The sequence below is a fragment of the Maritimimonas sp. 2304DJ26-3 genome (assembly GCF_056591635.1).
Genome location: NZ_JBWQOK010000001.1, coordinates 1,009,740 through 1,033,524, shown reverse-complemented (window position 1 = coordinate 1,033,524; position 23,785 = coordinate 1,009,740). Strand labels below are relative to the sequence as shown.

Genomic DNA, 23,785 nt, shown 5'->3' with positions numbered 1-23,785 from the left:
AATGCATTCACTGTGACCACAATCTCTGATCTTGTACTTTCACAGCCATTACCATCAGTCTGACTTACCCAATAAGAGGTATTCCCAGCTGTAGCCGTACTCGGTGTTGGTGCTGTTGCACTACCTGTACCGCCCGTAGCTACCGTATACCATAACAAATTTGTGCCTGTTGCTGTTAATGCACTCGCTGTATCTCCAACACAATATTCTACTGGAGTAGTCACTGTAGGTGCTAATAGAGAAGGAACAGTTAAAGTAGCTGGTGTAGAAGTTGCTTCACCACAAACAAAAGCACTATTAGTTACTACGACCTGATATTCATAACCATCCATAGCTGCCGTAACACCAGTAATATTTAAAGTAGTTGTAGTTACATTTGAATATACACCTCCATTAGATAAATCAGTAAAACCACCACCTGTATCTACTTGCCATTGATATGTTAAATTCGACCCTGAAGCATTAACAGTAAAACTACCATTTGCTCCTACACAAACAGTTTGATCATTAGGTTGGGGGTTACTTATTGTTGGTGCCGATCCACTTTCCTGAAAATCGTAAGTTGTATTTCCATCACCGTCTATAGGTGTAGTGTATCCATCAGAACCACTGGTTACAACTCCATTAACATCAACCGTTACTGATGCCGGACCTAGAATTCCATCATCATTATCATCTGTATAACCTGCTTCTACTACATCATTACATAAATCATTGTCTGAATCTAAATCTAAAAAGTCTCTTGTATCAGTTCCATCGGTGTTGGTAACAGTATAATTTAAATTACCACTATCAACCGATGTTTCAACGCTATTAAAAACTCCATTAGAACCAATATTAGCTGCAGTTATTCCGTCAATAATACCATCATTATTACCATCGGTTACTCCAGAAACATTAATAGCGCCTCCTTCAATTATATCATATATACCATCATTATCTGAATCAAGATCCAAGCTATTAATAATACCATCTCCATCATTATCTAAATTTGTACATACGCCATTGGCATTTAGAGTACAAAAATCAGAATCTTCATAATTAAATAACCCATCACCATCATCGTCTGCACTTGGATCAGATGTAGTGCATGAAAAAACATTCGGTAATGGAGCAGTAATTTCAAATACGGTTTGTTCAAAATTTGTAAAATTTCCACCAGAAGCTACAGTAGTACCATCTAATGTTACTGTATATGAACCACTACCAAATCCACAACATATCCCATCTCCAAAAGAATCTAATATTGTAAAAGTGAAATTTCCCGTTTCAGACGTATTTACATTTGTAGTAAAGGTAGTTCCTGTAGAACCATAAGGGCCACCGCTAGCAATCTGACCAGTAGGTGAATCAAGAGTCCATGTTGTTTCTCCAGGGAAATTATCTGTTAATATTGATACAACTATTGTCGAACTCGTTGGAGCAGGAGTGATTGGATCAGAACTACATAACTCTTGAGTATCTGTAATACCATCGTTATCATCATCTAAATCTAACACATCTATAACTCCATCATTATCTGTGTCTTCTCCAATACTCAATATTGCTGTAGATGCATTTTGTAAGTCTACACCTTGATCGTTTGAAAAAACAGAGTTATCAATTGTATTAGAAAACACACCTAATTGTGTGCCAACAACGTCAAAAGTTATTGTACAGCTTGTATTAACAGGAATACTCATTCCGCTTGCTATAAATGTACTTGATCCTGGCACTGCAGTTACTGAACCCCCACAAGATATAGAGGCATTAGGAGTTGGTGCAATGACTACTCCCGGAGGAAGATTATCTGTTACTAAGGCATTAGTCATTGAGATACCTCTATTTGGATTATCTATTGAAATACTTACAGTAGATATATCACCTATGCTCGTAACATTTGTATTTGAAAAAGATTTTGAAACTGTAGGTAACACTATTTCATTAGAAATAACAAAAACTCCTCCCCATACACCTTCACTTGTACTACCTAATTGTACAGCAACTGATGTTGCTGAATTAGCTACATATCCGGACGCATCAAAAATATCTAAATCATATCCCCAATTGTATGGTGTTATATTTGGATTTCTATTTGGGTTATTCACCCCAAAAACCGATACAGTACCGTTAAATACATTATTGGCAGGGTTACTAGCATCAGTTAAAGCTGTACCATTTATATTTATAAAATCTCCAGTGAATGAAGCCTCTCCATCCATTCCATAGTAACCAACCTTGGTTTCGAACGTTCCTAGAGATGGTGTTAAAATTCCTGTTACATTAAAAGAATCTGTTCCTCCAAAACCAAAAAATCGAAAACCATCCCAAACATTTATTCTTCTACTTTGCTCCGTTGGTTCACTATATACTACAACCATTGTCCAACCTCCATGTGGCCCCGTAAAAGAACTACCTGTAGCTAAATTAATATCTGCCACTGCATAACTACCAGACCCAGCGGCTTGAACAATAGAGGTTACCTCCGCAAAAGACATAAAGGTATTCCATCCCGCGAAAGCTGTTGTTTCTTGATTTCTTTGACTAGCGTTTACTGTTGTATAATTCAGCGCTCCAGGTTCCATTAACATAACCTGATCATTGCTCATGCCTGTTGGGTTTGTAATTCCACCATTTGTAGATGAATACATCCCTCCCCAATATAATCCTGCCCATTCAACGGTTGCACCAGCAGGAATTGCCAATACTGAACTACTTGAGTTCTGCGTTGCAGCTATACCGTCTATATCAACATAAATCATATTAGCTGGCGGGTTGTTACTTTGTGTTCCTCCGGCACAACCAGAACATTGCATATTAGTATTACCAATAGCTTCAAAGTTTCCAACTACATTAAGGGCTGTTCTTTCTGAATAATTTCTTGTAGATCCTGAAAGATTACTGACAACTGCTGTTAATGACGCTGTATGTGTAACGCCAGATGATGTAACCGTTACCGTAAAAGTGTAAGTTCCAACAGCAAGACCAGCAATTGACGGGTCTTCTAAAGTTGAAGAAAAAGTATATCCTCCTGGGCCAGATCCAGTCCAGGCAAAAGTATTAGAAGGATCAGAAGCTCCAGCTCCAGATGGGTTTGCAAAAAGATTCAAAGTTGATCCAACAGAAATTGGAGAATTCGATGTTGGGTTTACAACTATACTACCTCCACTTGTATTTAAATCATTAAAACTAAATGTTGCTCCTGCTCCACCGTTACAAGAAGAATAAATTACAGTACCAATAACTAGTCTTTGAGCAGCGCTACAGGGTGTATCTTCATCCATTACCCCACCATTAAGCACAAACGCTGCCCCTGCTGGTATTGTAAACGTAACATTTACAATCCAATCTATTTCTCCACCGGTTTCAATTATTATCAATTGAGTATTTAGACCAGATGTAGCCCCTATATTCAGAAAATCAGTGGCTCCTGCACCATCTCCAACAATAACGGAATTAATACTTTCGGTTAAAGTAGAAGTAAGGGTTACCGAAAAATCTCCTATTATTGAAACATCATTAGTCGCTGTTCCTCCTATTTGACCAGGGTATTCAGTAGCGGCTATCCAAGAGGTACCATCAAAATATTCCCATATAGAAACAGTTGTCCAATTACCAGAAGCAATTGATCTATAATCTCCTACTGATTGTGCAATAGAAAAAAGAGAAATAAAAAATAATAAAATAGAAAATACTATTTTACTTTTAAAATTACCCAAGGTTAGTTTACAATTTGGTTTATTGAGTATTGTTTTTACCATACACTACTTAAGAATGTTAGACTCTTAAATATTTTTACAAGTCACATTTTTAATATTTCTTTTTCTTAATATTCTAAATAGTTACCCCTTTACTAAATTAGAACACCCTTAAAACCAAAAATCCCATAAAATATTACACTGTAATATTGAAGGGAAATGTATTACTGTTTATCTTTTAAGTGATTAACACTTTTTCTTTAACTTTTATATTTTTTATTCAATGAGTTTTAGCTTTAACTCCTTATTGATAAATTACACAAATATATATTTCACATTTTACTCTGTTAACATTATGTTAATAACCTGAAAAAAATGTTGATAACTTGTTTTTTACATTATGTAAAATAACGTTTTAAATATCATTATAGTATTGAATTATTGATAGTTAACACACAGTAACTCTATTAACAACATATAAATTGATTTCTTATTTAAAATATTTCTAAATTAGACTCATTTAATGTAACTTTGCGCTCTATAAATTGTTGTAACAAACCAGGTATGATACAAGTTTCAGAAATTGCTAAAAGCAAGGTAATTCAATTGATGGAAGAAGATGGCTTCAATGCACAAACTGATTTTGTTCGTGTTGGTGTTAAAAGTGGCGGATGTTCTGGATTGTCTTATGAATTGAATTTTGATAAAAACAAAACAGAAACAGATAAAGTTTTTGAAGACAATAACATTAAAATAATAGTAGATAAAAAAAGCTTTTTATATCTAGTAGGAACCACATTAGAATATTCTGGAGGCCTTAACGGAAAAGGGTTTGTATTTAATAATCCAAACGCAAATAGAACCTGTGGCTGCGGAGAGAGTTTTGCACTTTAAATTTTTAGATTAAATGAGTAAGTATACCGAGGATGATTTAAAGAAAGAACTCGAAACCAAAGAGTATGAGTATGGGTTTTATACAGACATAGAAGCTGATAAGTTTCCTGTTGGTTTAAATGAAGATATTGTTCGCGCAATTTCTAAAAAGAAAAATGAGCCTGAATGGATGACTGAATGGCGTCTTGATGCTTTTAGAATCTGGCAAGGTATGAAAGAACCAGAATGGGCGAATGTGAATTACCCTAAACCCGATTTTCAAAATATTTCATATTATTCTGCCCCTAAGCAAAAACCTCAATTAGAAAGTTTAGATCAGGTAGATCCTGAATTATTAAAAACCTTTGAAAAATTAGGAATTTCTGTAGATGAACAAAAACGTTTGTCTAACGTAGCTGTTGATATTGTTATGGATTCTGTTTCTGTAGCTACTACTTTTAAAGAAACGTTGGCAGAAAAAGGCATCATATTTATGCCTATATCTGAAGCGATTCAAGAACACCCTGAATTAGTAAAAAAATATATTGGAACCGTTGTTCCAAAGACCGATAATTTCTATGCAGCTTTAAATAGTGCTGTATTTAGTGATGGCTCATTCTGTTATATTCCTAAAGGCGTTAAATGTCCAATGGAATTGTCAACTTATTTCCGTATTAACGAAGGTGGTACTGGTCAGTTTGAACGTACTTTAGTAGTAGCCGATGAGAGTAGTTATGTTAGTTATTTAGAAGGGTGTACTGCTCCTGCCCGTGATGAAAATCAGTTACATGCCGCAGTTGTTGAATTGATCGCATTAGATGATGCAGAAATTAAATATTCTACTGTTCAAAATTGGTTTCCAGGTGATAAAGATGGTAAAGGTGGTGTTTTTAACTTCGTAACCAAGCGAGGTTTATGCGAGACGAATTCTAAAATTTCTTGGACACAGGTTGAAACTGGTTCGGCAGTTACTTGGAAATATCCTAGTTGTGTATTAAAAGGTAATAATTCAGTCGGCGAATTTTATTCTATTGCTGTAACAAATAATTATCAGCAAGCTGATACTGGTACTAAAATGATCCATTTAGGTAAAAATACCAAATCAACGATTATTTCAAAAGGTATTTCGGCCGGTAAATCACAAAATTCTTATCGTGGTTTGGTACAAATAAATCAACGTGCCGAAAATGCTCGTAATTTTTCACAATGTGATTCATTATTAATGGGTAACGAGTGTGGTGCGCATACATTTCCGTATATAGAAACAAAAAACAAATCTGCTCAAGTCGAGCATGAAGCAACTACATCAAAAATTGGTGAAGATCAATTATTCTATTGTAATCAACGTGGTATTGATACTGATAAAGCCATTGCCTTAATTGTTAATGGTTTTAGCAAAGAAGTGTTAAACAAATTACCGATGGAATTTGCTGTAGAAGCTCAAAAATTATTAGAAATTAGCCTAGAAGGCTCTGTAGGATAAATTATGTTAGAAGTAAAGAATTTACACGCAAGTATAGAAGATAAAGATATTCTTAAAGGTATTAACCTAAGTGTTAAACCTGGCGAAGTACATGCCATAATGGGGCCAAATGGTTCTGGTAAGAGTACCTTATCATCTGTTATTGCTGGAAGAGAAGATTATGAAATTACTGAAGGTGAAATTGCCTTAAATGGTGAAGATTTAGATGAATTAGCTCCAGATGAACGCGCCCATAAAGGTATCTTTTTATCATTTCAATATCCTGTTGAAATTCCGGGTGTTACTGTTACAAACTTTATTAAGACAGCCATTAATGAAACTCGTAAGGCAAACGGACACGACGAGCTTCCTGCTAAAGATATGTTAAAGAAAATCCGCGAAACAGCAGAAATGCTAGAGATTGATCGTAAATTTTTGTCACGCTCTCTAAATGAGGGGTTTTCTGGTGGTGAAAAGAAGCGTAATGAAATCTTTCAAATGGCTATGTTAGAACCTAAATTAGCTATACTTGATGAAACAGATTCTGGTTTAGATATTGATGCTTTAAAAGTAGTGGCTAATGGTGTCAACAAGTTGAAAAGCAAAGACAATGCAGTTATTGTTATAACGCATTATCAAAGACTTTTAGAGTATATTATTCCTGATTATGTACACGTGTTACATGATGGTAAAATTGTAAAATCTGGAGGTGCAGAATTAGCATTAGAATTAGAAGAAAAAGGGTACGATTGGGTTAAATAAATCAGATGGATTTAAAAGAGAAACTAGAAGCTTCGTTTTTAGCTTTTGAAAATAAAGTAAGTACAGATATCGATAGTGCTGTACACGAAATTCGCTCAAAAGCTTTTACCCATTTTGAGAAAAATGGATTTCCAACAAAACGTGATGAAGAGTGGAAATACACCTCATTAAGATCTGTTTTAAAACATGATTATAATGTATTTCCAGAAACTGAAATAGCACTTCAATATGGTGATGTAAAAAAGTATTTTTTACACGAGATCGATTCGTATAAAATCGTTTTTATTGACGGTGTTTATAGCTCTTTTCTATCTGAAACCACACATGATGGCTATGATGTATGCTTGCTTTCTGCTGCTTTAAAACAGCCAAAATATAAGATGGTCATCGATCATTATTTTAACACCATCGCATCAAAAGAAGACAGTGTAACATCTTTAAACACAGCATTTTCAAAAGAAGGTGCGTATATAAATATTCCTAAAAGCACTGTTTTACCAAAACCAATTCAGATTGTTCATTTTTCAACAGGCAGTGAAGCTAATTTATTGCTGCAACCTCGAAATTTGGTAGTTGTTGGTGAAAACTCTCATGTACAAATTATTGAGCGTCATCAGAGCTTAAGCAAGAACGTAGTGTTAACAAACTCTGTAACCGAAATTTTCACTAATAAGCGTGCTATTGTTGATTATTATAAGATTCAAAATGACGATAAATCTGCGTCTTTAATTGATAATACTTATGTAAGGCAACAACAAAACAGTATTGCTTCAATCAATACATTTTCTTTTGGCGGAAATTTAACACGTAATAATTTAGAATTTCATCAAGAAGGAGAACATATAACTTCTAACCTTAACGGGATTACCATTATTGGCGAAAAACAGCATGTAGACAACCACACGTTAGTACATCATAAATCTCCAAATTGCGAAAGTAATGAGCTGTATAAAGGTATTTATGCTGACAAATCTACAGGTGTTTTTAATGGAAAAGTAATTGTTGATAAAATCGCCCAAAAGATTAATGCTTTTCAGCAAAATAATAATATTTTAATGGATGATGGCGCTACCATCAATTCGAAGCCTCAACTAGAGATTTTTGCAGATGATGTAAAATGTTCTCACGGTTGTACGATTGGTCAACTGGACGAAGACGCGCTTTTCTACATGCGCTCTCGTGGAATACCAAAAAAAGAAGCTAAAGGTTTGCTACTTTATGCCTTTGCAAACGATGCTTTAGAAAAAATAAAAATCCCTGAGCTAAAAACCAGAATTACTAAGTTGATTGCTAAAAAATTAGGTGTTGATTTAGGATTTGATTTATAACATTAATTCTTTATCTCTGTTATACTAATAATAGTATTTTGATTTTTTTTATGCTGTTGTACTAATTCTAATTTTTTATTTGAGTTTCTAAATATTACTGCGGGAGTTGCTCCTTCAAAAAGAAGAATATTAAAATTTTCTAGTTCTATTTTTCTCCAGTATACATTCTCCTTTTTAGAATTACTATTATATATAGCTAAACTATCACTCAAAAAACTTATAGTATCTGTTAAGGCTTTAGTTTTTAGAACAAATCTTCTGCCTATTAATTTTACTTTTTGCTTATTTTTTAGTGAATCATTAAGCTTATAATAAACTTTTTGCTGATAATTACCCCCTATAGTTAAGCTATCTTCATTATAAGATTTTATTGTAAAATTGTTTAATGTATCTAGCCAAATTATACTAGAAAAAGGTCTAAACCTCCCTTCAACATCTTCACCATCAAAAACATTTTTCCTTATTTTATATTTACCATTTTTTAATAGAATTACTTCAGATAATGACCATTTAGTTGGCAAAGAATTTTCTGGGTTATACTTCGTGTAAGCACTCACCCAAACTCCATTTAAATCTCTCTTATAAAAATGCAAATAAAAGATAGCTCCGAAAAAAGCTATAAAACCTAAAACTATAATCCCTTTTTTCACAACCTATTTTATGACTTTGATGATTTCTTTCAAAAATCCATTAAAATCCATAGAGCTTAGGCCCATCCGAACAATTACCATATCTTTTGATGGAATTATAAAAACTCTCTGACCTTGATAACCATTAAAAGAATACATTTCTTTAGGAGCATCGGGATAATAACCACCAGCATTTAACCAAATTTGAGCACCATAACGACCCTCTGAAGTATTCGTGGGAGTAGTTGCGTATTTTACCCAATCTTTATCGAAAATTTGTTGCCCATTCCAATTACCTTTGTGTAAATAAAGCAGTCCAAATTTTGCCCAATCTCGTGGCGTAGCCCATCCATACGAAGAACCTACATAATTTCCATCAAGATCTGTTTCAATAGTCATTGAGTGCATACCAATCTTATCTATCAAATCGCTATACCAAAAATTTAAATATTCTTGATGTGAATCAAAATAAGAACGTGAAATATTAGATAATAAATTGGTAGTTCCCGAGGAGTAATTCCAAGCTTCATTTGATTTACCGGCAAACTCCTTTTCTTCTTGTACTTCACCCATGTTTTCGGCTAAAAATAGCATCTTAGTGACATCTGAAATGTTATTGTAATCTTCAACCCATTCTAAACCAGTATTCATTTGTAAAAGATTATTGATTGTAATTTTAGAACGATCATCATTCTTCCAAGAATTAATGGGCGCTTTATCATTTACACTTAACTTTCCTTGACTTTGTAGTATTGCAAAAATAGTTCCCGTAATACTTTTAGTCATTGACCATCCTAAAATTTTAGATTTTTTATTAAAGCCTTTACTGTAATCTTCAGCTATAATCTGATCTTTATAAATTACTAAAACAGCACGTGTTTTATTTATACTATCAAAAGCATTACTGACTGCTTCATTTAATTTTTGATAATTAACATTTTTAAAAACCGTATCCCTCTGGGATAGATCTCCGTAAGGAAATGGTAAATTAGTTTTTATTTTTTTCCTTTTAGGAGTTAGAAAAGTTTCATTTCCCTCATAACCTTTTGGCACTAATACACTTCCTAAACCCTCTCTATAAATTGCTTTTCTGGTCAACAAACCATATACCGAAGAGGTAGCATATTTTTCCTCAGTATTAACCTCATCTGAAGCTAAACTTACAGGTGAAAAATCATTATCATGTGCATCAGTAAATTCAAAACTCCTTTCAGCTAGAAAAACAGAAGAACTCATATTTTTAGCTGAATATCCTGCTAAAATATTCAAGCGAGGGTATTGATTGTAAACTAAATAAATCAACGCTAAAACTGCTAATAATAATAGATATTTAAAACCTTTTTTAATCATTCTTTAAAAAATAAATTCAATTGAAAACAAATATATATTAATCTGATATAAATCTACTTTGTTTTGTAAGTTTGTATTTAGAATGATTCTAAAAAAGAAACATGTTTGATGTAGATAAAATAAGAGCCGATTTTCCAATTTTACAACGTAAAGTTAATGGGCAACCATTGGTCTATTTTGATAATGCGGCAACTTCGCAAACACCACAAATCGTAATTGATAGTATTGTAGATTACTATTCAAATTACAATGCAAATATACATCGTGGTGTGCACTCTCTAAGCCAAGAAGCAACTGATGAATATGAGGTCGCGAGACAAAAAATTAAGCAGCATTTTAATGCTAAAAAAGCGCATGAAATTATTTTTACTTCGGGTACAACTCATAGTATAAATTTAATTGCAACTGGATTTACAAAATTTCTCAAAAAGGGAGATGAGGTAATCGTTTCCGCTTTAGAACATCATTCTAATATTGTGCCTTGGCAAATGTTATGTGAGCGAACTGGTGCAATGCTTAAAGTAATACCCATAAATCAAGAAGGTGAGTTATTAATGGATGTTTATGATGAATTACTTTCTAAAAAAACTAAATTGGTTTTTGTAAATCATATTTCTAATGCTTTAGGTACGATTAATCCTATTGAAGAAATTATACAAAAAGCGCATAAAGTAAATGCGGCAGTTTTAATTGATGGTGCTCAAGCTTGTCCTCATATTAAACCCGATGTTCAGTCTCTTGATGTTGATTTTTATGTGGCTTCTGCTCATAAAATGTGTGGCCCAACTGGAGTTGGAATTCTTTACGGAAAGGAAAAATGGCTGAATAAATTACCACCGTATCAAGGTGGTGGTGAAATGATAGAAGAAGTTACTTTTGAAAAAACTACTTACGCAGGATTACCTCATAAATTTGAAGCTGGAACACCTAATATTTGCGGAGGTATCACTTTTGGAACGGCCATAGATTATATGAATAGCATTGGTTTTGAAAATATAGCTACTTACGAAGAAGAACTACTTGAATTTGGTACTGAAAAATTACTCGAAATCGAAGGGTTGAAAATCTATGGAACTTCCCCTAATAAAACCTCTGTCATTTCTTTTAACATAGAAGGAATTCATCCATACGACATAGGTTCTATAGTTGACAAAATGGGCATTGCTGTAAGAACAGGTCACCATTGCGCACAACCAATTATGGATTTCTATAAAATACCTGGCACAGTTCGTGCATCTTTTGCTTTTTACAACACTAAAGAAGAAATTCTTAAATTAGTAGATGCTGTAAAGCGTGCAAAAACAATGTTGTCTTAAATATTAATTATGTCAAAATTCATCTCATTAGCAATACTTGTATTACTATTCACTTCTTGTGACGAGAAAAAAACCATATATGTTGCTTCATCGCTAGTAGATTGCCAAGGTGAAGCCTCTCAAAAGTGTATGCAGATTAAAGAGAATAAAGAAGATGAGTGGACATTATTTTATGATCAAATTGAAGGATTTGATTATAAAGAAGGAAATACATACAAGCTAGAAATAAACGTTAGCAAGGTTGAAAATCCGCCCGCTGATGGCTCATCTTTGAAATACAAATTAACAAAACTGATTTACCAAGAACCAACAGAGGAAAAAGCAAATAGTACTCAAACCCTTTCGGGGAAATGGAAGGTTGCTAATATAATTGGTATGGATTCACTAACTAAGCATCCGACCCTTACTTTTAAAGATGGGGAAGTTTCTGGTAACGCAGGATGCAATTCTTATGGCGCCAATTATACATTAAAAGACAATACTATTTCTATAGGGTTGGCAATGGCCACAAAAATGTACTGTACAAATATGCCTATTGAAAAAGCCTTTTTTGAATGCCTACAAAAAGTCAAAACGTATAAAATAACTGATGATAAATTAATACTCTATGATGAAGATCGTAAAGAGCTTTTAGCTTGTAACTCAAGTAACGAATAGCTATTTTCTTCCGAAATCAGCAGGTATTTCACCCCAAGCTTTTGTTTCCCATTTTAAGATAGGGTTTTGATAGCTGTTTTTTTGCAGCCACTTCTCTGCCCTTTTTATTAGATCAGTCAACTCTTGGTTTTCTTCGTTGAATTCTAAATTGGTCCTACATTGTTTTTTCTTGACCCAAGAAATTGCAATTTTAGAATCAGAATAAATAGGGTATTTATATAATTTTTTGCTTTTTAACAACGAAATACCATGTACCAAGGCCAGAAATTCACCAATATTATTTGTGCCTTTTTTATAAGGCCCTTCAATAAACACTTGTTTCTTTGAATCAGTTAAGACACCTCTATATTCCATAATTCCTGGATTCCCACTACATGCAGCATCTACTGCCAAACTCTTTAAAATAGGTTCACCATATTTAGCCTTTTCAGCCTTCGTTAGTTTTTTCTTTTTAGTGTCTATTCCTTTGTAGTCCTTATACTTTTTCTTGTAGGCCTTTTTTGCTTCATCCCTATCTTTAAAGGATTTGTATTGAGACCCTACGAATCCTTCAACTTGTTTTTTACAATCCTCCCAAGAATCAAAAACACCTGTTTTATGACCTTTCCAAACAACGTAGTACTTTTGTTTTTTAGCCATTTAATCAGAACTGTTGTTAATTATTTCTTCTATTACTTTCGGAAAATATTGATACTCTAACTTATGAATCTTTTCAGCTACATCTTCTGGTGTATCATTCTCATTCAACTTAACTGATTTCTGAAAAATAATAGCTCCTTCATCATAGTTTTCGTTTACATAATGAATCGTAATTCCACTTTCTATTTCTTTATTTTCTACTACGGCTTTATGCACATTCATCCCATACATCCCTTTCCCGCCATACTTAGGCAATAATGCAGGATGAATATTAACAATTTTATTTGGGAAAGCTGTAACTATTTTTTGAGGTACTCGCCATAAGAATCCTGCCAAAACTATAAAATCTGCTTCTTCTTTTAATAACTTCAAGATCGTATCATCTTTCACAAAATTGTCTTTAAAAAAATATAATGATTTGATATTTAGCTTTTTAGCTCTATTCAGAACTTTGGCATGTTCATTGTTAGAAAGCACTCGAACAACAGTTGCTACAGCGCTATTATTAAAATGCTTAATGATGTTCTCTGCATTAGAGCCAGAACCCGAGGCAAAAATTACAATCCGTTTCATTTAACGTGTAGAAATTGTTTTCACAAAAAAAAGAATTATTATTAACATTTGAAGTTTAATTAAACTAAAAATTGAAGTATTTTTTTTAAATTAGACCTCATATTTTTGTGGCAAAAGCTAGTTTTAAACTAAAGTTTTTTATTTTTGCCCCGATTTTAAATTTAAAAATTAGAAAATTATGTCAGACATTGCATCAAGAGTAAAGGCAATTATCGTTGATAAACTAGGAGTTGACGAGAATGAAGTAACTACTGAAGCTAACTTTACGAACGATTTAGGCGCAGATTCATTAGATACTGTGGAGTTAATCATGGAATTTGAAAAAGAATTCGATATTCAAATCCCAGACGACCAAGCAGAAAATATTGGAACTGTAGGTCAAGCAATAAGCTATATAGAAGAAGCTAAAAAGTAATCTAACGATACTTATTCAAACTACGAGCATCACTAAGGTGACATGCTCGTAGTTCTTTATATTAAAGAATCTACTTAAATTATACATTTAACATGGCATTAAAACGAGTAGTAGTAACAGGGCTTGGAGCCTTAACACCCATAGGAAACAATATTGAAGAATATTGGGATGCCTTAATTAATGGCAAAAGTGGTGCTGCACCCATTACCTATTTTGATACTGAAAAATTCAAAACTCGTTTTGCTTGCGAAGTGAAAAATTTTACAGCCACAGATTTCCTTGACAGGAAAGAGGCTCGAAAAATGGATAAATTCACTCAGTATGCCATGGTTTCATCTGACGAAGCTATTAAAGACTCTCAATTAGATTTAGATAAAATTAACAAGCTACGCGTAGGTGTTGTTTGGGGTGCTGGTATTGGTGGCCTAGAAACTTTTCAAGAAGAGGTTTTAAATTTTTCAAGAGGTGACGGAACACCGCGTTTTAATCCTTTCTTTATCCCAAAAATGATTGCAGATATTGCCCCAGGTAACATTTCTATCAAGCATGGGTTTATGGGACCAAACTACACTACTGTGTCAGCATGCGCTTCATCGGCTAATGCGATGATAGATGCATTAAATTATATACGTTTAGGACATTGTGATGTAATTGTTACTGGAGGTAGTGAAGCTGCCGTAACTATTGCAGGTATGGGTGGTTTTAACGCAATGCATGCATTATCTACTAGAAATGAAAGCCCTGAAACAGCTTCTAGACCTTTTGATGCAACCAGGGATGGTTTTGTATTAGGTGAAGGTGCGGGAGCAATTATTTTAGAAGAATATGAACATGCTAAAGCACGTGGAGCAAAAATATATGCCGAAGTACTAGGTGGTGGTTTATCATCAGATGCACATCATATGACTGCTCCGCATCCTGAAGGAATTGGGGTTATGGCTGTTATGCGTAATTGTTTAGATAATGCAGGTGTAACACCAGAAGAAGTAGATCATATTAATACCCATGGTACTTCTACTCCACTTGGTGATGTAGCAGAATTAAAAGCTATTAAAGAAGTTTTTGGTGATCATGCAAAAAGCATCAATATCAACTCAACAAAATCTATGACTGGTCACCTATTAGGTGCAGCTGGAGCAATTGAATCAATAGCATCTATTTTGGCAATGGAACATGGTATAATACCACCTACTATTAATCACACAACTGTAGATGAAAATATAGATCCTCAATTAAATTTAACACTTAATAAAGCTCAAAAACGTGATATTAAAGTTGCAATGAGTAATACTTTTGGTTTTGGAGGCCACAACGCTTGTGTTTTATTCAAAAAAATTGACGGGTAGAATTTATAGATGAATTTTATTAAAAAAATAATACAATCTCGCTCTAAAAAAGACGAGATTTTTTTTGCAGAAATTCAAAAAATTATTGGCTTTAAACCTAACAAATTACGCAACTATAAAAAAGCTTTTACTCACAGTTCATTAAAAAAAACAGCATCAGATGGAAAACCATTAAACTATGAACGCTTAGAATTTTTAGGTGATGCTATTCTTGGAGCTGTAATTGCTCATTTTTTATTCAAAAAGATTCCACTGGGTACTGAAGGTTATTTGACTCAAATGCGTTCTAAAATTGTAAGCAGAGAGCATTTAAATGAGATAGGTCGAGATTTAGGGTTAATACGGTTTGTTATTAGTAACGTGCCTAAACAGAATTTCGGAGATAATGTTCATGGCAATATATTTGAGGCTCTTGTAGGCGCAATCTTTCTAGACAAAGGTTATAAATATGCAGTACGATTTATCTACAGAGTAGTGATTGAACCATATGTAGACATAGAGCGACTCGAGGGAAAAATAACAAGCTATAAAAGTGTGCTTATTGAATGGTCTCAAAAACAAAAAAGGCGTATTAAATATGATGTTTATGAAGATACTGGAAACGACGCTCTCAAACATTTTAGTGTTAAACTTTATTTAGATCAGGATGTAATTTCTAAAGGACGTGCCACTTCTAAGAAAAAAGCTGAAGAAATCGCCTCTAAAAGAGCGTATTACAAACTTCAAAACAAAATCTCTTTAGCATAGTTAATGCTATAACGTTTTCGTTAAAATTATTTAATCATAAAAAAACAATACTTAATTTAGCATAAAATAGAAGTATGTCTAAAGTAGTAGTTTTAAATTATGAAAATGATCATGACTATAACCTCATAGGCATACATACACCTTTAGAAGATTATCGCCTCGCCTTTTTTTTAAATAATTCTTTAAACACTTGCCTTGGCAGATATCATCAAGATTTAGATTTTGGTACTAACTCTAGTTCTTTTTCACTATACACTTTTGATTGTGAGCAAACTTTTACCTATTGGTCTTTAATTTCTAATAAGCATGATTATGTGTCAAATAACACCTCTATAAACCCACTTTTTGACAAAGAATATCAAACATCTTTATTAATAAAAGAAAAAAAACAAATTGATTTTTTTTTAAAAATTGAAGGAGATATAAACGATCAAAAACTTGGAACAATAATCAATAAAATCAATAAATTAAAGAGCGTCATAACGTCATATTCAATCAACCCTCTAACCCTTAAATCGAAAGATTTTTTAATTTTCTAAATATGCGCAATCGTAAAAAGACAAAAATTGTAGCCACGTTAGGTCCAGCTTGTGATAGCAAAGAGACCATGGAAGAAATGATGACAGTAGGGGTAAATGTTTTTAGAGTAAATTTCTCACACGCAATCCATGAAAATGTTGAGCAAAAAATAAAAGAGATACGAGAGATAAATAAGCGTAGAGGTTACAATGTTGCAATATTGGCCGATTTACAAGGCCCTAAACTTCGAGTTGGCATTATGGGCGAAAAAGTAAAACTCAAAAAAGGAGACGAGTTTACTTTTACAACTGAAGAGTGTGAAGGTACAAAAGAAAAGGCCTACATGACTTATCAAAATTTTCCAAATGATGTGAATTCTGGTGAACAAATATTGGTTGATGATGGTAAATTATTGTTTGAAGTTTTAGAGACCGATGGAGAAAAAAATGTAAAAACTAAAGTTTTGCGCGGTGGAAAACTAAAGTCTAAAAAAGGAGTCAATCTGCCAAACACAAATATTTCTCTTCCAGCCTTGACTGAGAAAGATGTTAAAGATGCTCTTTTTGCAATAAAAATGGAAGTTGATTGGATTGCATTATCTTTTGTTCGAAATACTCAAGACGTTATTGATTTAAGAGAGTTAATAGATAAGCATTCTGATCATAAAATTCCTATAATAGCTAAGATCGAAAAGCCTGAAGCTCTTGATAATATTAAAAAAATAACTGCTCATTGTGATGGTTTAATGGTAGCTCGCGGTGATTTAGGAGTTGAAGTTGAAATGGAGCGTGTTCCACTGATCCAGAAAAAATTAGTCCTTCAAGCAAAAAAGGCAAGAATACCAGTTATTATTGCTACGCAAATGATGGAAACTATGATTACAAGCCAGGTTCCAACTCGTGCAGAAGTAAATGATGTTGCTAATTCAATTATGGACGGTGCAGATGCAGTCATGCTTTCGGGCGAAACTTCGGTTGGTGAATTTCCGATTGAAGTAATAAGAAAAATTCGAAGAATAATTGAAAGTGTAGAAGATTCACCTTTAATTGTAAATCCTGGATCTTCAATTCAAAGCGTTAATGATCGCTTTATTTCTAAAACAGTTTGTCATCAAGCAGCTATGATGGCAGATCAAATTGGAGCTACAGTTATTTCTACTTTGACTAATAGCGGTTATACAGCTTTTCAAATTTCAGCATGGCGACCAAAAACTCATATTTTAGCCTTCTCTAATAATCGTAGAATTTTGGCAATGCTAAATTTATTGTGGGGTGTTAAAGCCTTGTACTATGATAAATTAGTGAGCACTGACGACACAGTAGAAGACATCAATCTAATTGCGAGAGAAAAAGGATATGCTAACGAGAATGATTATGTGATTAATTTAACTTCTATGCCTGTACAAGCTCAAGGTATGGTAAATACATTGCGTATTAGCCAAATTGATTAAATTTACGTTTTAATCAATTTTACATGAAGAAAATCTTCTTTGGAATCATCATTACACTGATAATTCTTTTTGTTTTCAGGTTCTGCGAAAACAAAAAAGGAGATAAAATAGCCCTAAAGGAAAATTCTGCTTTAATACAACAACAGCTTAAGAATGTTGGAAAACTTGTTGTAACTGAAGGTCATTTTAGCGAGATTTTTAATTATAAAAATTCTAAAGATTTATTTGGTAATTATTTTACTGCAGAAAAAAAAGCACTAATTGTCGTTAATGCTGATGTTACGGTGTCTTATAATCTTAGTAAACTAAATTATCGTCTTGATGAGGAAAACAAGGTGCTACATATTTTGTCAATTCCTAAGGAGGAAATAAAAATTAATCCAGATTTTGAATATTATGATCTTCAGGCTGATTTTTTTAATCCATTTAAAGCAAAAGATTATAATGATATTAAAGAAATAGTTAAGAAATCACTCTCTGAAAAAATAGAAAATTCTGCACTTAAAACTAATGCAAAAAGTAGGCTTATTAGTGAATTAGGAAAATTTTATATACTCACCAATTCTCTAGGATGGAAACTAACCTACCATGAAACTACAATTGATAAAGTTTCTGATTTTGAAAAAATAAAGCCTTGAGTTTGAAAACCGAAACACGTAAACAAGAAATAATTCAAACTGCCGCAAAACTCTTTAAAGAAAAAGGATATAGTGCTGTAACAATGCGCGATTTGGCTGGAGCAATGGGAATTAAAGCTGCGAGTTTATATAATCATATTAATTCAAAACAAGATATTCTTAAAAATATTATTATCTCAATTGCCGAAGAATTTACTCAGGGAATGAATCAAATTCAATCTTCAAATCAAAACACAATAGATAAATTAAAAGATATTATTGCCTTGCATGTAGATATTACTTCTAATAATACTTTTGGCATGGCTTCTTTGAATAATGACTGGATGCACTTGGAAGAACAATTAGACCATTACCTAGAACTACGCCACAATTATGAGGACAATTTTAGAGATATTATAAAACTTGGAATTGAACAAGGTGATCTAAAAAATGAGAACCCCGAAACTATTCTTTTCTCTATTCTAACAACATTAAGGTCTTTGTATTTGTGGATTCCAAAAAAAGAAGATTTAAACCCTGAGAAATTAGCTCAAAGCTTAAGTCAAATCCTTATTAATGGCATTAACAAATAATTGCTAAATATTTTGTAAATTTGTCAATTAAACTAACGCTTGTTAGTTTTATATTTACAAAACAGATATGGCAGAATTTCACACTTTAGAAGTTGCAAACATATATAAAGAAACAGAAGACACTTCTGTTGTTGCTTTCAAAGTTCCTTCAGAATTAGAAGAATTTTTTAAGTTTAGACAAGGGCAACATTTAACCCTTAAAGCGAATATAAATGGTGAAGATGTGCGTCGTTCATATTCTTTGTGTTCATGTCCTACAGAAAGTAAATGGCAAGTAGCTGTAAAGCAAATTCCAGAAGGAAAATTTTCTACTTATGTTAACGAAGAATTAAGAGCAGGTAGCCAACTTGAAGTTATGGCTCCAAGTGGAACATTTGGTGTAGAAGTAAAACCTACAGAGCCTAAAAACTATTTGTTTTTTGCTGCTGGAAGTGGAATTACTCCCATATTGTCTATGATTAAAGCACACCTAAAGTCTGAGGCTAATTCTACATGTAAACTATTTTATGTCAATAAAACTGCAAAATCTATTATCTTTAAAGAAGAGTTAGAGCAACTTAGAAACAAGTACTTCGGTAGGCTAGAAATTTATTATTTCTTGACAAAGGAACGTAGAGATATTGAATTGTTTAACGGTAGGTTTGATGACCAAAAGATGCAAGTGCTCACTAAGACATTTATAGATATTCCAGATACAAGTGAAGTTTTCTTGTGTGGACCCGAAAGTATGGTTCAGTATGTAAGTGATTATTTGATTAATGCAGGGTTACCCAAAGAATTAGTTCATTTCGAATTATTCGTTACAGGGCTCTCAGAAGAAGATATAAAACGAGCAGATCGACTAGCAAAACAAAATGTTGAAGGCATAGAAGTAACTATTGTTGATGGTGGAAAAGAATTCGAATTCACCATGACCAAAGAATATGATAATATTTTGGATGCAGCTTTAGGAGCTGGAGCCGATTTACCTTTTGCCTGCAAAGGTGGTGTTTGTAGTACATGTAAATGCGAAGTCAAAGAAGGTTCAGTAGAGATGAAAATTAATTATGCCTTGGACGAGAAGGAAGTGTCACAGAATTTAGTATTAAGCTGTCAAGCTGTACCAACATCAGATAAAGTTATTGTCGATTTCGACGTATAAATAAAACTCAAAACTATGAGTGAAGAGCAAATAAAAAATCTCGAAGAACAATTTGAAGCACGTATTGCTCGTGATGAAAAAATTGAACCGAAAGACTGGATGCCTGAAAAATATCGAAAAACACATATTAGGCAAATGTCCCAGCATGCACATTCCGAAATTATTGGTATGTTGCCAGAAGGAAATTGGATTACGAGAGCGCCTTCTTTACGCCGTAAAGTGGCACTTTTGGCGAAGGTGCAAGACGAAGCTGGTCATGGATTATACCTATACAGTGCTACCGAAACTTTAGGGATTTCTAGAGATGAAATGTATGAACAGTTGCATTCAGGAAAAGCCAAATACTCTAGTATTTTTAATTACCCAACTATAACTTGGGCAGATATGGGGGCCATTGGATGGTTAGTAGATGGTGCTGCCATCATAAACCAAGTGCCGTTATGTAATACATCTTATGGACCTTATGCACGTGCTATGATTCGTGTGTGTAAAGAAGAAAGTTTTCACCAGCGTCAAGGTTATGAAATCATGATAAAATTGGCTAACGGAACGCCTGAACAAAAAGAAATGGCTCAAGATGCACTCAACCGTTGGTGGTGGCCAAGTTTGATGATGCTAGGACCAACAGATGATGTTTCAGTACATACAGCACAATCTATGAAATGGAAATTAAAACGTAAGTCTAACGATGATTTACGTCAGCAATTTATAGATCAAACCGTTCCTCAAGCGGATTTGATTGGGTTGACGATTCCTGATAAGGATTTAAAATGGAATGAAGAACGAGGTAGTTATGACTTTGGAGAAATTGATTGGGATGAGTTTTGGCAAGTTGTTAAAGGTCATGGTCCTTGTAATAAAGAACGTATGAAAGCCCGAGTTGGAGCTTGGGAACGTGGTGAATGGGTTCGTGATGCGGCAATGGCTTATGCTGAAAAGAAAGAAAAAATAAAACAAGCTGTTTAAAATATAATATTATGGCAACAAAAGATTGGCCACTTTGGGAAATCTTCGTAAGAAGTAAAAACGGATTAGAGCATAGGCATTGTGGTAGCTTGCATGCCGCAGACGCAGATATGGCACTTGAGAATGCAAGAGATGTCTATACAAGGCGTAATGAAGGTGTAAGTATTTGGGTTGTGAAATCTAAACATATTACGGCTTCAAATCCTGAAAATAATGGAGAATTATTTGAACCAGCTCAAGACAAAGTGTATCGTCACCCAACATTTTATGATTTGCCGGACGAAGTAAAACATATGTAATGAAGGAGAATTTATATAATTATATACTGGGCATCGCAGATAATAGTTTGATACTCGGGCAGCGTATGGGAGAACTATGCGGTCATGGACCAACTTTAGAAACAGATATTGCTTGCACAAATATTTCTTTAGATTTACTCGGACAAGTCCGTAGCTACTATCAGTATGCTGCAAAAATAGCAGGAGACGAAAGAACTGAAGATGATATTGCGATGCTACGTAAAGAGCGAGAATATAAAAATGTGCTGTTAGCTGAACAACCCAATACAAATTTTGCATACACAATAGGACGGCAGTTTTTATTTGATATTTATCATTTCAATCTCTTAACAGAGTTGCAAAAAAGTAAAGATTTAACGCTTTCAGCTATAGCAAAAAAATGTATTAAAGAAGTAAGTTATCATGTTCGTTTTTCTTCAGATTGGGTAAAGCGATTAGGAGATGGAACTGAAGAAAGTAACCAAAAAATGCAAGAAGCTATCGATACTTTATGGACCTATACAGATGAATTATTTCATCAAACTGAAGCTGATAAAGAAATGGTTTCTGAAGGTATTGGTGTGGATGTAACAAAACTAAAAGAAGCATATTACGAAGAAGTTTCAGAGTTGCTGAAAGAAGCAACATTAAATACTCCTGAATCGAAGTGGTTTCAAAAAGGAGGTAAACAGGGCATACATACAGAACATTTAGGTTATTTGTTAGCAGACTTACAATATATGCAACGTACTTACCCCAATATGGAATGGTAGTAGCGGAACAACATATCGACCAAAATTTGATTCCAATTTTAGAACAAGTTTCTGATCCAGAAATCCCCGTGTTATCAATTATGGATATGGGAGTTGTACGCTCTGCTGTTATTCAAAATAATATTGTAAAAGTCGAAATTACGCCAACCTATAGTGGTTGTCCAGCAATGGATGTAATTGGCGACGATATTAAAAAGGCACTGAAAGATGCAGGTTATAATTCAGAAGTTGATTTGATTCTTGCACCGGCTTGGACGACCGATTGGATTACATCAAGAGGAAGAAAAGCTTTAGAAGAGTATGGTATTGCTGCGCCGTTAGATGCAGAGGCAGACAAAAGTGTACTTTTAGAGGGAAAGCGATTAGTAAAATGCACGAATTGTGATTCAACTAATACACGATTAGTAAGTCAGTTTGGTTCAACAGCATGTAAAGCGCAATTTCAGTGTGAGGATTGCCAAGAACCATTCGATTATTTTAAATGCCTAAAGTAATGTTAGGATTGCGTACAACTGCATATAAAGTTCCTAATTTAAATACCGCAAAAGAGTGGTATACCAAAGCATTTAGAACGGAACCTTATTTTAATGAACCCTATTATGTAGGTTTTAATATTGGTGGTTTTGAATTGGGTTTATTACCAGATGGAGAAAAACCTACAGAAAAAACTGATAATGTGCTTTCCTATTGGGGAGTTGAAGACATTGAAAAAGAATTTCAACACCTTCTAGATTTAGGGGCTATAGAGCATGAAAAACCAACTAATGTTGGTGGAGAACTAATGGTAGCCGCTGTTAGAGATCCTTGGAATAATGTAATAGGGATTATTTATAATCCATATTTTAAAATATAATTCCTTTTTAAAAAGGAAAAATTAAAAATAGGTATGAGTACTGATTCAATTGAATTAAAAATTGAAAGTAAAGTAGCGTATATAACGCTTAATAGACCAGAGGTGTTTAATAGCTTTGATCGTGAAATGGCCTTACGTCTACAAGCCGTTTTAGATGATTGTGAAACAAATAACGAAGTTAGAGCTATTGTGCTTTCCGGAAATGGAAAAGCGTTTTGTGCAGGGCAAGATTTAAAGGAAGTAACTTCTCCTGAAATCAATCCAGGTTTCAAAAAGATATTAGAAGAACACTATAATCCCATTATTAAAAGGATTCGTTCTATTAAGAAACCAATCATTGGTGCTGTTAATGGTGTAGCAGCTGGTGCAGGTGCTAATATTGCACTGGCATGTGATATTGTAGTAGCGCATGAAAAGGTAAGTTTTATTCAAGCTTTTAGCTTAATAGGATTAATACCCGATAGCGCTGGCACTTTCTTTTTACCGCGTTTAATTGGCTTTCAAAAAGCACAAGCATTGGCCATGTTAGGCGATAAAGTATCTGCAGAAGAAGCAGAACGAATCGGAATGATCTACAAAGTAATCCCTTTAGAACAATTTAATGATGAAGTTGAAAAGTTAGCCTTAAAATTAGCCAACATGCCAACCAAAGCATTAGGTATGATCAAAGATTTATTTAATGCATCGATGACTAATACGTTAGATGCACAATTAGATATGGAGTCAAAATATCAAATAGAAGCTGCTCAAAGTGAAGACTATGCCGAAGGTGTGGCAGCCTTTATCGAAAAACGCAAACCAGAATTCAAAGGAAGATAAGT

The 23,785-nt window shown here is 33.7% G+C and carries 25 protein-coding genes; 20 read left to right on the top strand and 5 right to left on the bottom strand.

All coding sequences use genetic code 11. The annotated features are described in order from the left end of the window. The coding region (locus AC1EUV_RS04810) for a beta strand repeat-containing protein (RefSeq protein ID WP_480197532.1) at window positions 1–3,740 on the bottom strand (3,740 nt) is incomplete at its 3' end. A 501-nt stretch (window positions 3,741–4,241) separates the two neighbouring features. Here AC1EUV_RS04810 and AC1EUV_RS04805 point away from each other — a divergent pair. The 4 genes from AC1EUV_RS04805 to sufD are packed head-to-tail and all read left to right on the top strand — an operon-like array spanning window position 4,242 to window position 8,102. Further along, entirely contained in the window at window positions 4,242–4,571 is a 330-nt protein-coding gene (locus AC1EUV_RS04805; RefSeq protein ID WP_480197531.1) for a HesB/IscA family protein, read from the top strand. Window positions 4,572–4,584: 13 nt separating this feature from the next. Continuing rightward, window positions 4,585–6,033: a Fe-S cluster assembly protein SufB gene (sufB, locus tag AC1EUV_RS04800; protein ID WP_480197530.1), complete on the top strand. Its 1,449-nt coding sequence runs from the start codon at window positions 4,585–4,587 to the stop codon at window positions 6,031–6,033. A 3-nt stretch (window positions 6,034–6,036) separates the two neighbouring features. After that, complete coding sequence (gene sufC / locus AC1EUV_RS04795; RefSeq protein WP_480197529.1) at window positions 6,037–6,774, top strand: Fe-S cluster assembly ATPase SufC; 738 nt, start codon at window positions 6,037–6,039, stop codon at window positions 6,772–6,774. Window positions 6,775–6,779: 5 nt separating this feature from the next. Next, window positions 6,780–8,102 (top strand): Fe-S cluster assembly protein SufD, encoded by a 1,323-nt coding sequence (gene sufD / locus AC1EUV_RS04790; RefSeq protein ID WP_480197528.1) that lies wholly within the window; start codon window positions 6,780–6,782, stop codon window positions 8,100–8,102. 2 nt (window positions 8,103–8,104) lie between these two features. Here the strand turns inward: sufD and AC1EUV_RS04785 are convergent, their stop codons facing one another. Both AC1EUV_RS04785 and AC1EUV_RS04780 read right to left on the bottom strand, forming a co-directional pair. Beyond that, on the bottom strand, window positions 8,105–8,752 hold the full coding sequence (locus AC1EUV_RS04785; RefSeq protein WP_480197527.1) for a hypothetical protein: 648 nt from the start codon (window positions 8,750–8,752) through the stop codon (window positions 8,105–8,107). Window positions 8,753–8,755: 3 nt separating this feature from the next. Then, a complete protein-coding gene (locus AC1EUV_RS04780) occupies window positions 8,756–10,078 on the bottom strand; it encodes a serine hydrolase domain-containing protein (protein ID WP_480197548.1) in 1,323 nt (440 codons plus the stop codon). A gap of 104 nt (window positions 10,079–10,182) precedes the next feature. Here AC1EUV_RS04780 and AC1EUV_RS04775 point away from each other — a divergent pair, with 104 nt between their 5' ends. Continuing rightward, window positions 10,183–11,397 (top strand): aminotransferase class V-fold PLP-dependent enzyme, encoded by a 1,215-nt coding sequence (locus AC1EUV_RS04775; protein WP_480197526.1) that lies wholly within the window; start codon window positions 10,183–10,185, stop codon window positions 11,395–11,397. Between the two features lie 9 nt (window positions 11,398–11,406). Beyond that, on the top strand, window positions 11,407–12,054 hold the full coding sequence (locus AC1EUV_RS04770) for a DUF4377 domain-containing protein (RefSeq protein WP_480197525.1): 648 nt from the start codon (window positions 11,407–11,409) through the stop codon (window positions 12,052–12,054). On the opposite strand, the gene AC1EUV_RS04765 is transcribed toward AC1EUV_RS04770, so the two are convergent. Together AC1EUV_RS04765 and purN are read right to left on the bottom strand one after the other, a co-directional pair. Next, window positions 12,055–12,693: a ribonuclease H1 domain-containing protein gene (locus AC1EUV_RS04765; RefSeq protein WP_480197524.1), complete on the bottom strand. Its 639-nt coding sequence runs from the start codon at window positions 12,691–12,693 to the stop codon at window positions 12,055–12,057. It lies immediately after the preceding gene. After that, window positions 12,694–13,266, bottom strand: coding sequence for a phosphoribosylglycinamide formyltransferase (gene purN, locus AC1EUV_RS04760; protein ID WP_480197523.1), 573 nt, complete (start codon window positions 13,264–13,266; stop codon window positions 12,694–12,696). It lies immediately after the preceding gene. 178 nt (window positions 13,267–13,444) lie between these two features. Between purN and AC1EUV_RS04755 the strand changes: the two genes are divergently transcribed. The 14 genes from AC1EUV_RS04755 to AC1EUV_RS04690 all read left to right on the top strand — a co-directional run bounded on the left by AC1EUV_RS04755 (window position 13,445) and on the right by AC1EUV_RS04690 (window position 23,783). Then, a complete protein-coding gene (locus AC1EUV_RS04755; RefSeq protein WP_480195612.1) occupies window positions 13,445–13,681 on the top strand; it encodes an acyl carrier protein in 237 nt (78 codons plus the stop codon). 92 nt (window positions 13,682–13,773) lie between these two features. Then, window positions 13,774–15,027 carry a beta-ketoacyl-ACP synthase II gene (fabF, locus tag AC1EUV_RS04750; protein WP_480197522.1) on the top strand — a complete coding sequence of 418 codons (1,254 nt, stop codon included), beginning with the start codon at window positions 13,774–13,776 and terminating at the stop codon, window positions 15,025–15,027. A gap of 9 nt (window positions 15,028–15,036) precedes the next feature. Then, window positions 15,037–15,774 (top strand): ribonuclease III, encoded by a 738-nt coding sequence (gene rnc / locus AC1EUV_RS04745; RefSeq protein WP_480197521.1) that lies wholly within the window; start codon window positions 15,037–15,039, stop codon window positions 15,772–15,774. 74 nt (window positions 15,775–15,848) lie between these two features. Next, the gene (locus AC1EUV_RS04740; protein ID WP_480197520.1) at window positions 15,849–16,313 is read left to right on the top strand and encodes an IPExxxVDY family protein; all 465 of its coding nucleotides are present in this window, start codon (window positions 15,849–15,851) and stop codon (window positions 16,311–16,313) included. A gap of 2 nt (window positions 16,314–16,315) precedes the next feature. Next, complete coding sequence (gene pyk / locus AC1EUV_RS04735; RefSeq protein WP_480197519.1) at window positions 16,316–17,743, top strand: pyruvate kinase; 1,428 nt, start codon at window positions 16,316–16,318, stop codon at window positions 17,741–17,743. Window positions 17,744–17,766: 23 nt separating this feature from the next. Then, complete coding sequence (locus tag AC1EUV_RS04730; protein WP_480197518.1) at window positions 17,767–18,381, top strand: DUF4230 domain-containing protein; 615 nt, start codon at window positions 17,767–17,769, stop codon at window positions 18,379–18,381. A 2-nt stretch (window positions 18,382–18,383) separates the two neighbouring features. After that, entirely contained in the window at window positions 18,384–18,953 is a 570-nt protein-coding gene (locus AC1EUV_RS04725; RefSeq protein ID WP_480197547.1) for a TetR/AcrR family transcriptional regulator, read from the top strand. 67 nt (window positions 18,954–19,020) lie between these two features. Continuing rightward, window positions 19,021–20,094, top strand: a complete 1,074-nt coding sequence (locus AC1EUV_RS04720; RefSeq protein ID WP_480197517.1) for a 2Fe-2S iron-sulfur cluster-binding protein — start codon at window positions 19,021–19,023, stop codon at window positions 20,092–20,094. A gap of 15 nt (window positions 20,095–20,109) precedes the next feature. Beyond that, the gene (gene paaA / locus AC1EUV_RS04715; protein WP_480197516.1) at window positions 20,110–21,060 is read left to right on the top strand and encodes a 1,2-phenylacetyl-CoA epoxidase subunit PaaA; all 951 of its coding nucleotides are present in this window, start codon (window positions 20,110–20,112) and stop codon (window positions 21,058–21,060) included. 11 nt (window positions 21,061–21,071) lie between these two features. Continuing rightward, on the top strand, window positions 21,072–21,359 hold the full coding sequence (paaB, locus tag AC1EUV_RS04710; protein ID WP_480197515.1) for a 1,2-phenylacetyl-CoA epoxidase subunit PaaB: 288 nt from the start codon (window positions 21,072–21,074) through the stop codon (window positions 21,357–21,359). Continuing rightward, window positions 21,359–22,111, top strand: a complete 753-nt coding sequence (gene paaC, locus AC1EUV_RS04705; protein WP_480197514.1) for a 1,2-phenylacetyl-CoA epoxidase subunit PaaC — start codon at window positions 21,359–21,361, stop codon at window positions 22,109–22,111. Before paaB ends, paaC begins: the two co-directional genes overlap by 1 nt. After that, the gene (gene paaD / locus AC1EUV_RS04700; protein WP_480197513.1) at window positions 22,105–22,605 is read left to right on the top strand and encodes a 1,2-phenylacetyl-CoA epoxidase subunit PaaD; all 501 of its coding nucleotides are present in this window, start codon (window positions 22,105–22,107) and stop codon (window positions 22,603–22,605) included. The genes paaC and paaD overlap by 7 nt, the downstream gene beginning before the upstream one ends. Beyond that, entirely contained in the window at window positions 22,593–22,964 is a 372-nt protein-coding gene (locus tag AC1EUV_RS04695; RefSeq protein ID WP_480197512.1) for a VOC family protein, read from the top strand. Before paaD ends, AC1EUV_RS04695 begins: the two co-directional genes overlap by 13 nt. Window positions 22,965–22,997: 33 nt before the next feature. Further along, window positions 22,998–23,783: an enoyl-CoA hydratase-related protein gene (locus AC1EUV_RS04690; RefSeq protein WP_480197511.1), complete on the top strand. Its 786-nt coding sequence runs from the start codon at window positions 22,998–23,000 to the stop codon at window positions 23,781–23,783. Window positions 23,784–23,785 lie beyond the last annotated feature (2 nt).

Bases quoted from the DNA above. Each gene is read 5' to 3' on its own strand.
- AC1EUV_RS04805 (WP_480197531.1), top strand. From the start codon at position 4,242: ATGATACAAGTTTCAGAAATTGCTAAAAGCAAGGTAATTCAATTGATG.
- sufB (WP_480197530.1), top strand. From the start codon at position 4,585: ATGAGTAAGTATACCGAGGATGATTTAAAGAAAGAACTCGAAACCAAA.
- sufC (WP_480197529.1), top strand. From the start codon at position 6,037: ATGTTAGAAGTAAAGAATTTACACGCAAGTATAGAAGATAAAGATATT.
- sufD (WP_480197528.1), top strand. From the start codon at position 6,780: ATGGATTTAAAAGAGAAACTAGAAGCTTCGTTTTTAGCTTTTGAAAAT.
- AC1EUV_RS04775 (WP_480197526.1), top strand. From the start codon at position 10,183: ATGTTTGATGTAGATAAAATAAGAGCCGATTTTCCAATTTTACAACGT.
- AC1EUV_RS04770 (WP_480197525.1), top strand. From the start codon at position 11,407: ATGTCAAAATTCATCTCATTAGCAATACTTGTATTACTATTCACTTCT.
- AC1EUV_RS04765 (WP_480197524.1), bottom strand. From the start codon at position 12,693: ATGGCTAAAAAACAAAAGTACTACGTTGTTTGGAAAGGTCATAAAACA.
- purN (WP_480197523.1), bottom strand. From the start codon at position 13,266: ATGAAACGGATTGTAATTTTTGCCTCGGGTTCTGGCTCTAATGCAGAG.
- AC1EUV_RS04755 (WP_480195612.1), top strand. From the start codon at position 13,445: ATGTCAGACATTGCATCAAGAGTAAAGGCAATTATCGTTGATAAACTA.
- fabF (WP_480197522.1), top strand. From the start codon at position 13,774: ATGGCATTAAAACGAGTAGTAGTAACAGGGCTTGGAGCCTTAACACCC.
- rnc (WP_480197521.1), top strand. From the start codon at position 15,037: ATGAATTTTATTAAAAAAATAATACAATCTCGCTCTAAAAAAGACGAG.
- AC1EUV_RS04740 (WP_480197520.1), top strand. From the start codon at position 15,849: ATGTCTAAAGTAGTAGTTTTAAATTATGAAAATGATCATGACTATAAC.
- pyk (WP_480197519.1), top strand. From the start codon at position 16,316: ATGCGCAATCGTAAAAAGACAAAAATTGTAGCCACGTTAGGTCCAGCT.
- AC1EUV_RS04730 (WP_480197518.1), top strand. From the start codon at position 17,767: ATGAAGAAAATCTTCTTTGGAATCATCATTACACTGATAATTCTTTTT.
- AC1EUV_RS04720 (WP_480197517.1), top strand. From the start codon at position 19,021: ATGGCAGAATTTCACACTTTAGAAGTTGCAAACATATATAAAGAAACA.
- paaA (WP_480197516.1), top strand. From the start codon at position 20,110: ATGAGTGAAGAGCAAATAAAAAATCTCGAAGAACAATTTGAAGCACGT.
- paaB (WP_480197515.1), top strand. From the start codon at position 21,072: ATGGCAACAAAAGATTGGCCACTTTGGGAAATCTTCGTAAGAAGTAAA.
- paaC (WP_480197514.1), top strand. From the start codon at position 21,359: ATGAAGGAGAATTTATATAATTATATACTGGGCATCGCAGATAATAGT.
- paaD (WP_480197513.1), top strand. From the start codon at position 22,105: ATGGTAGTAGCGGAACAACATATCGACCAAAATTTGATTCCAATTTTA.
- AC1EUV_RS04695 (WP_480197512.1), top strand. From the start codon at position 22,593: ATGCCTAAAGTAATGTTAGGATTGCGTACAACTGCATATAAAGTTCCT.
- AC1EUV_RS04690 (WP_480197511.1), top strand. From the start codon at position 22,998: ATGAGTACTGATTCAATTGAATTAAAAATTGAAAGTAAAGTAGCGTAT.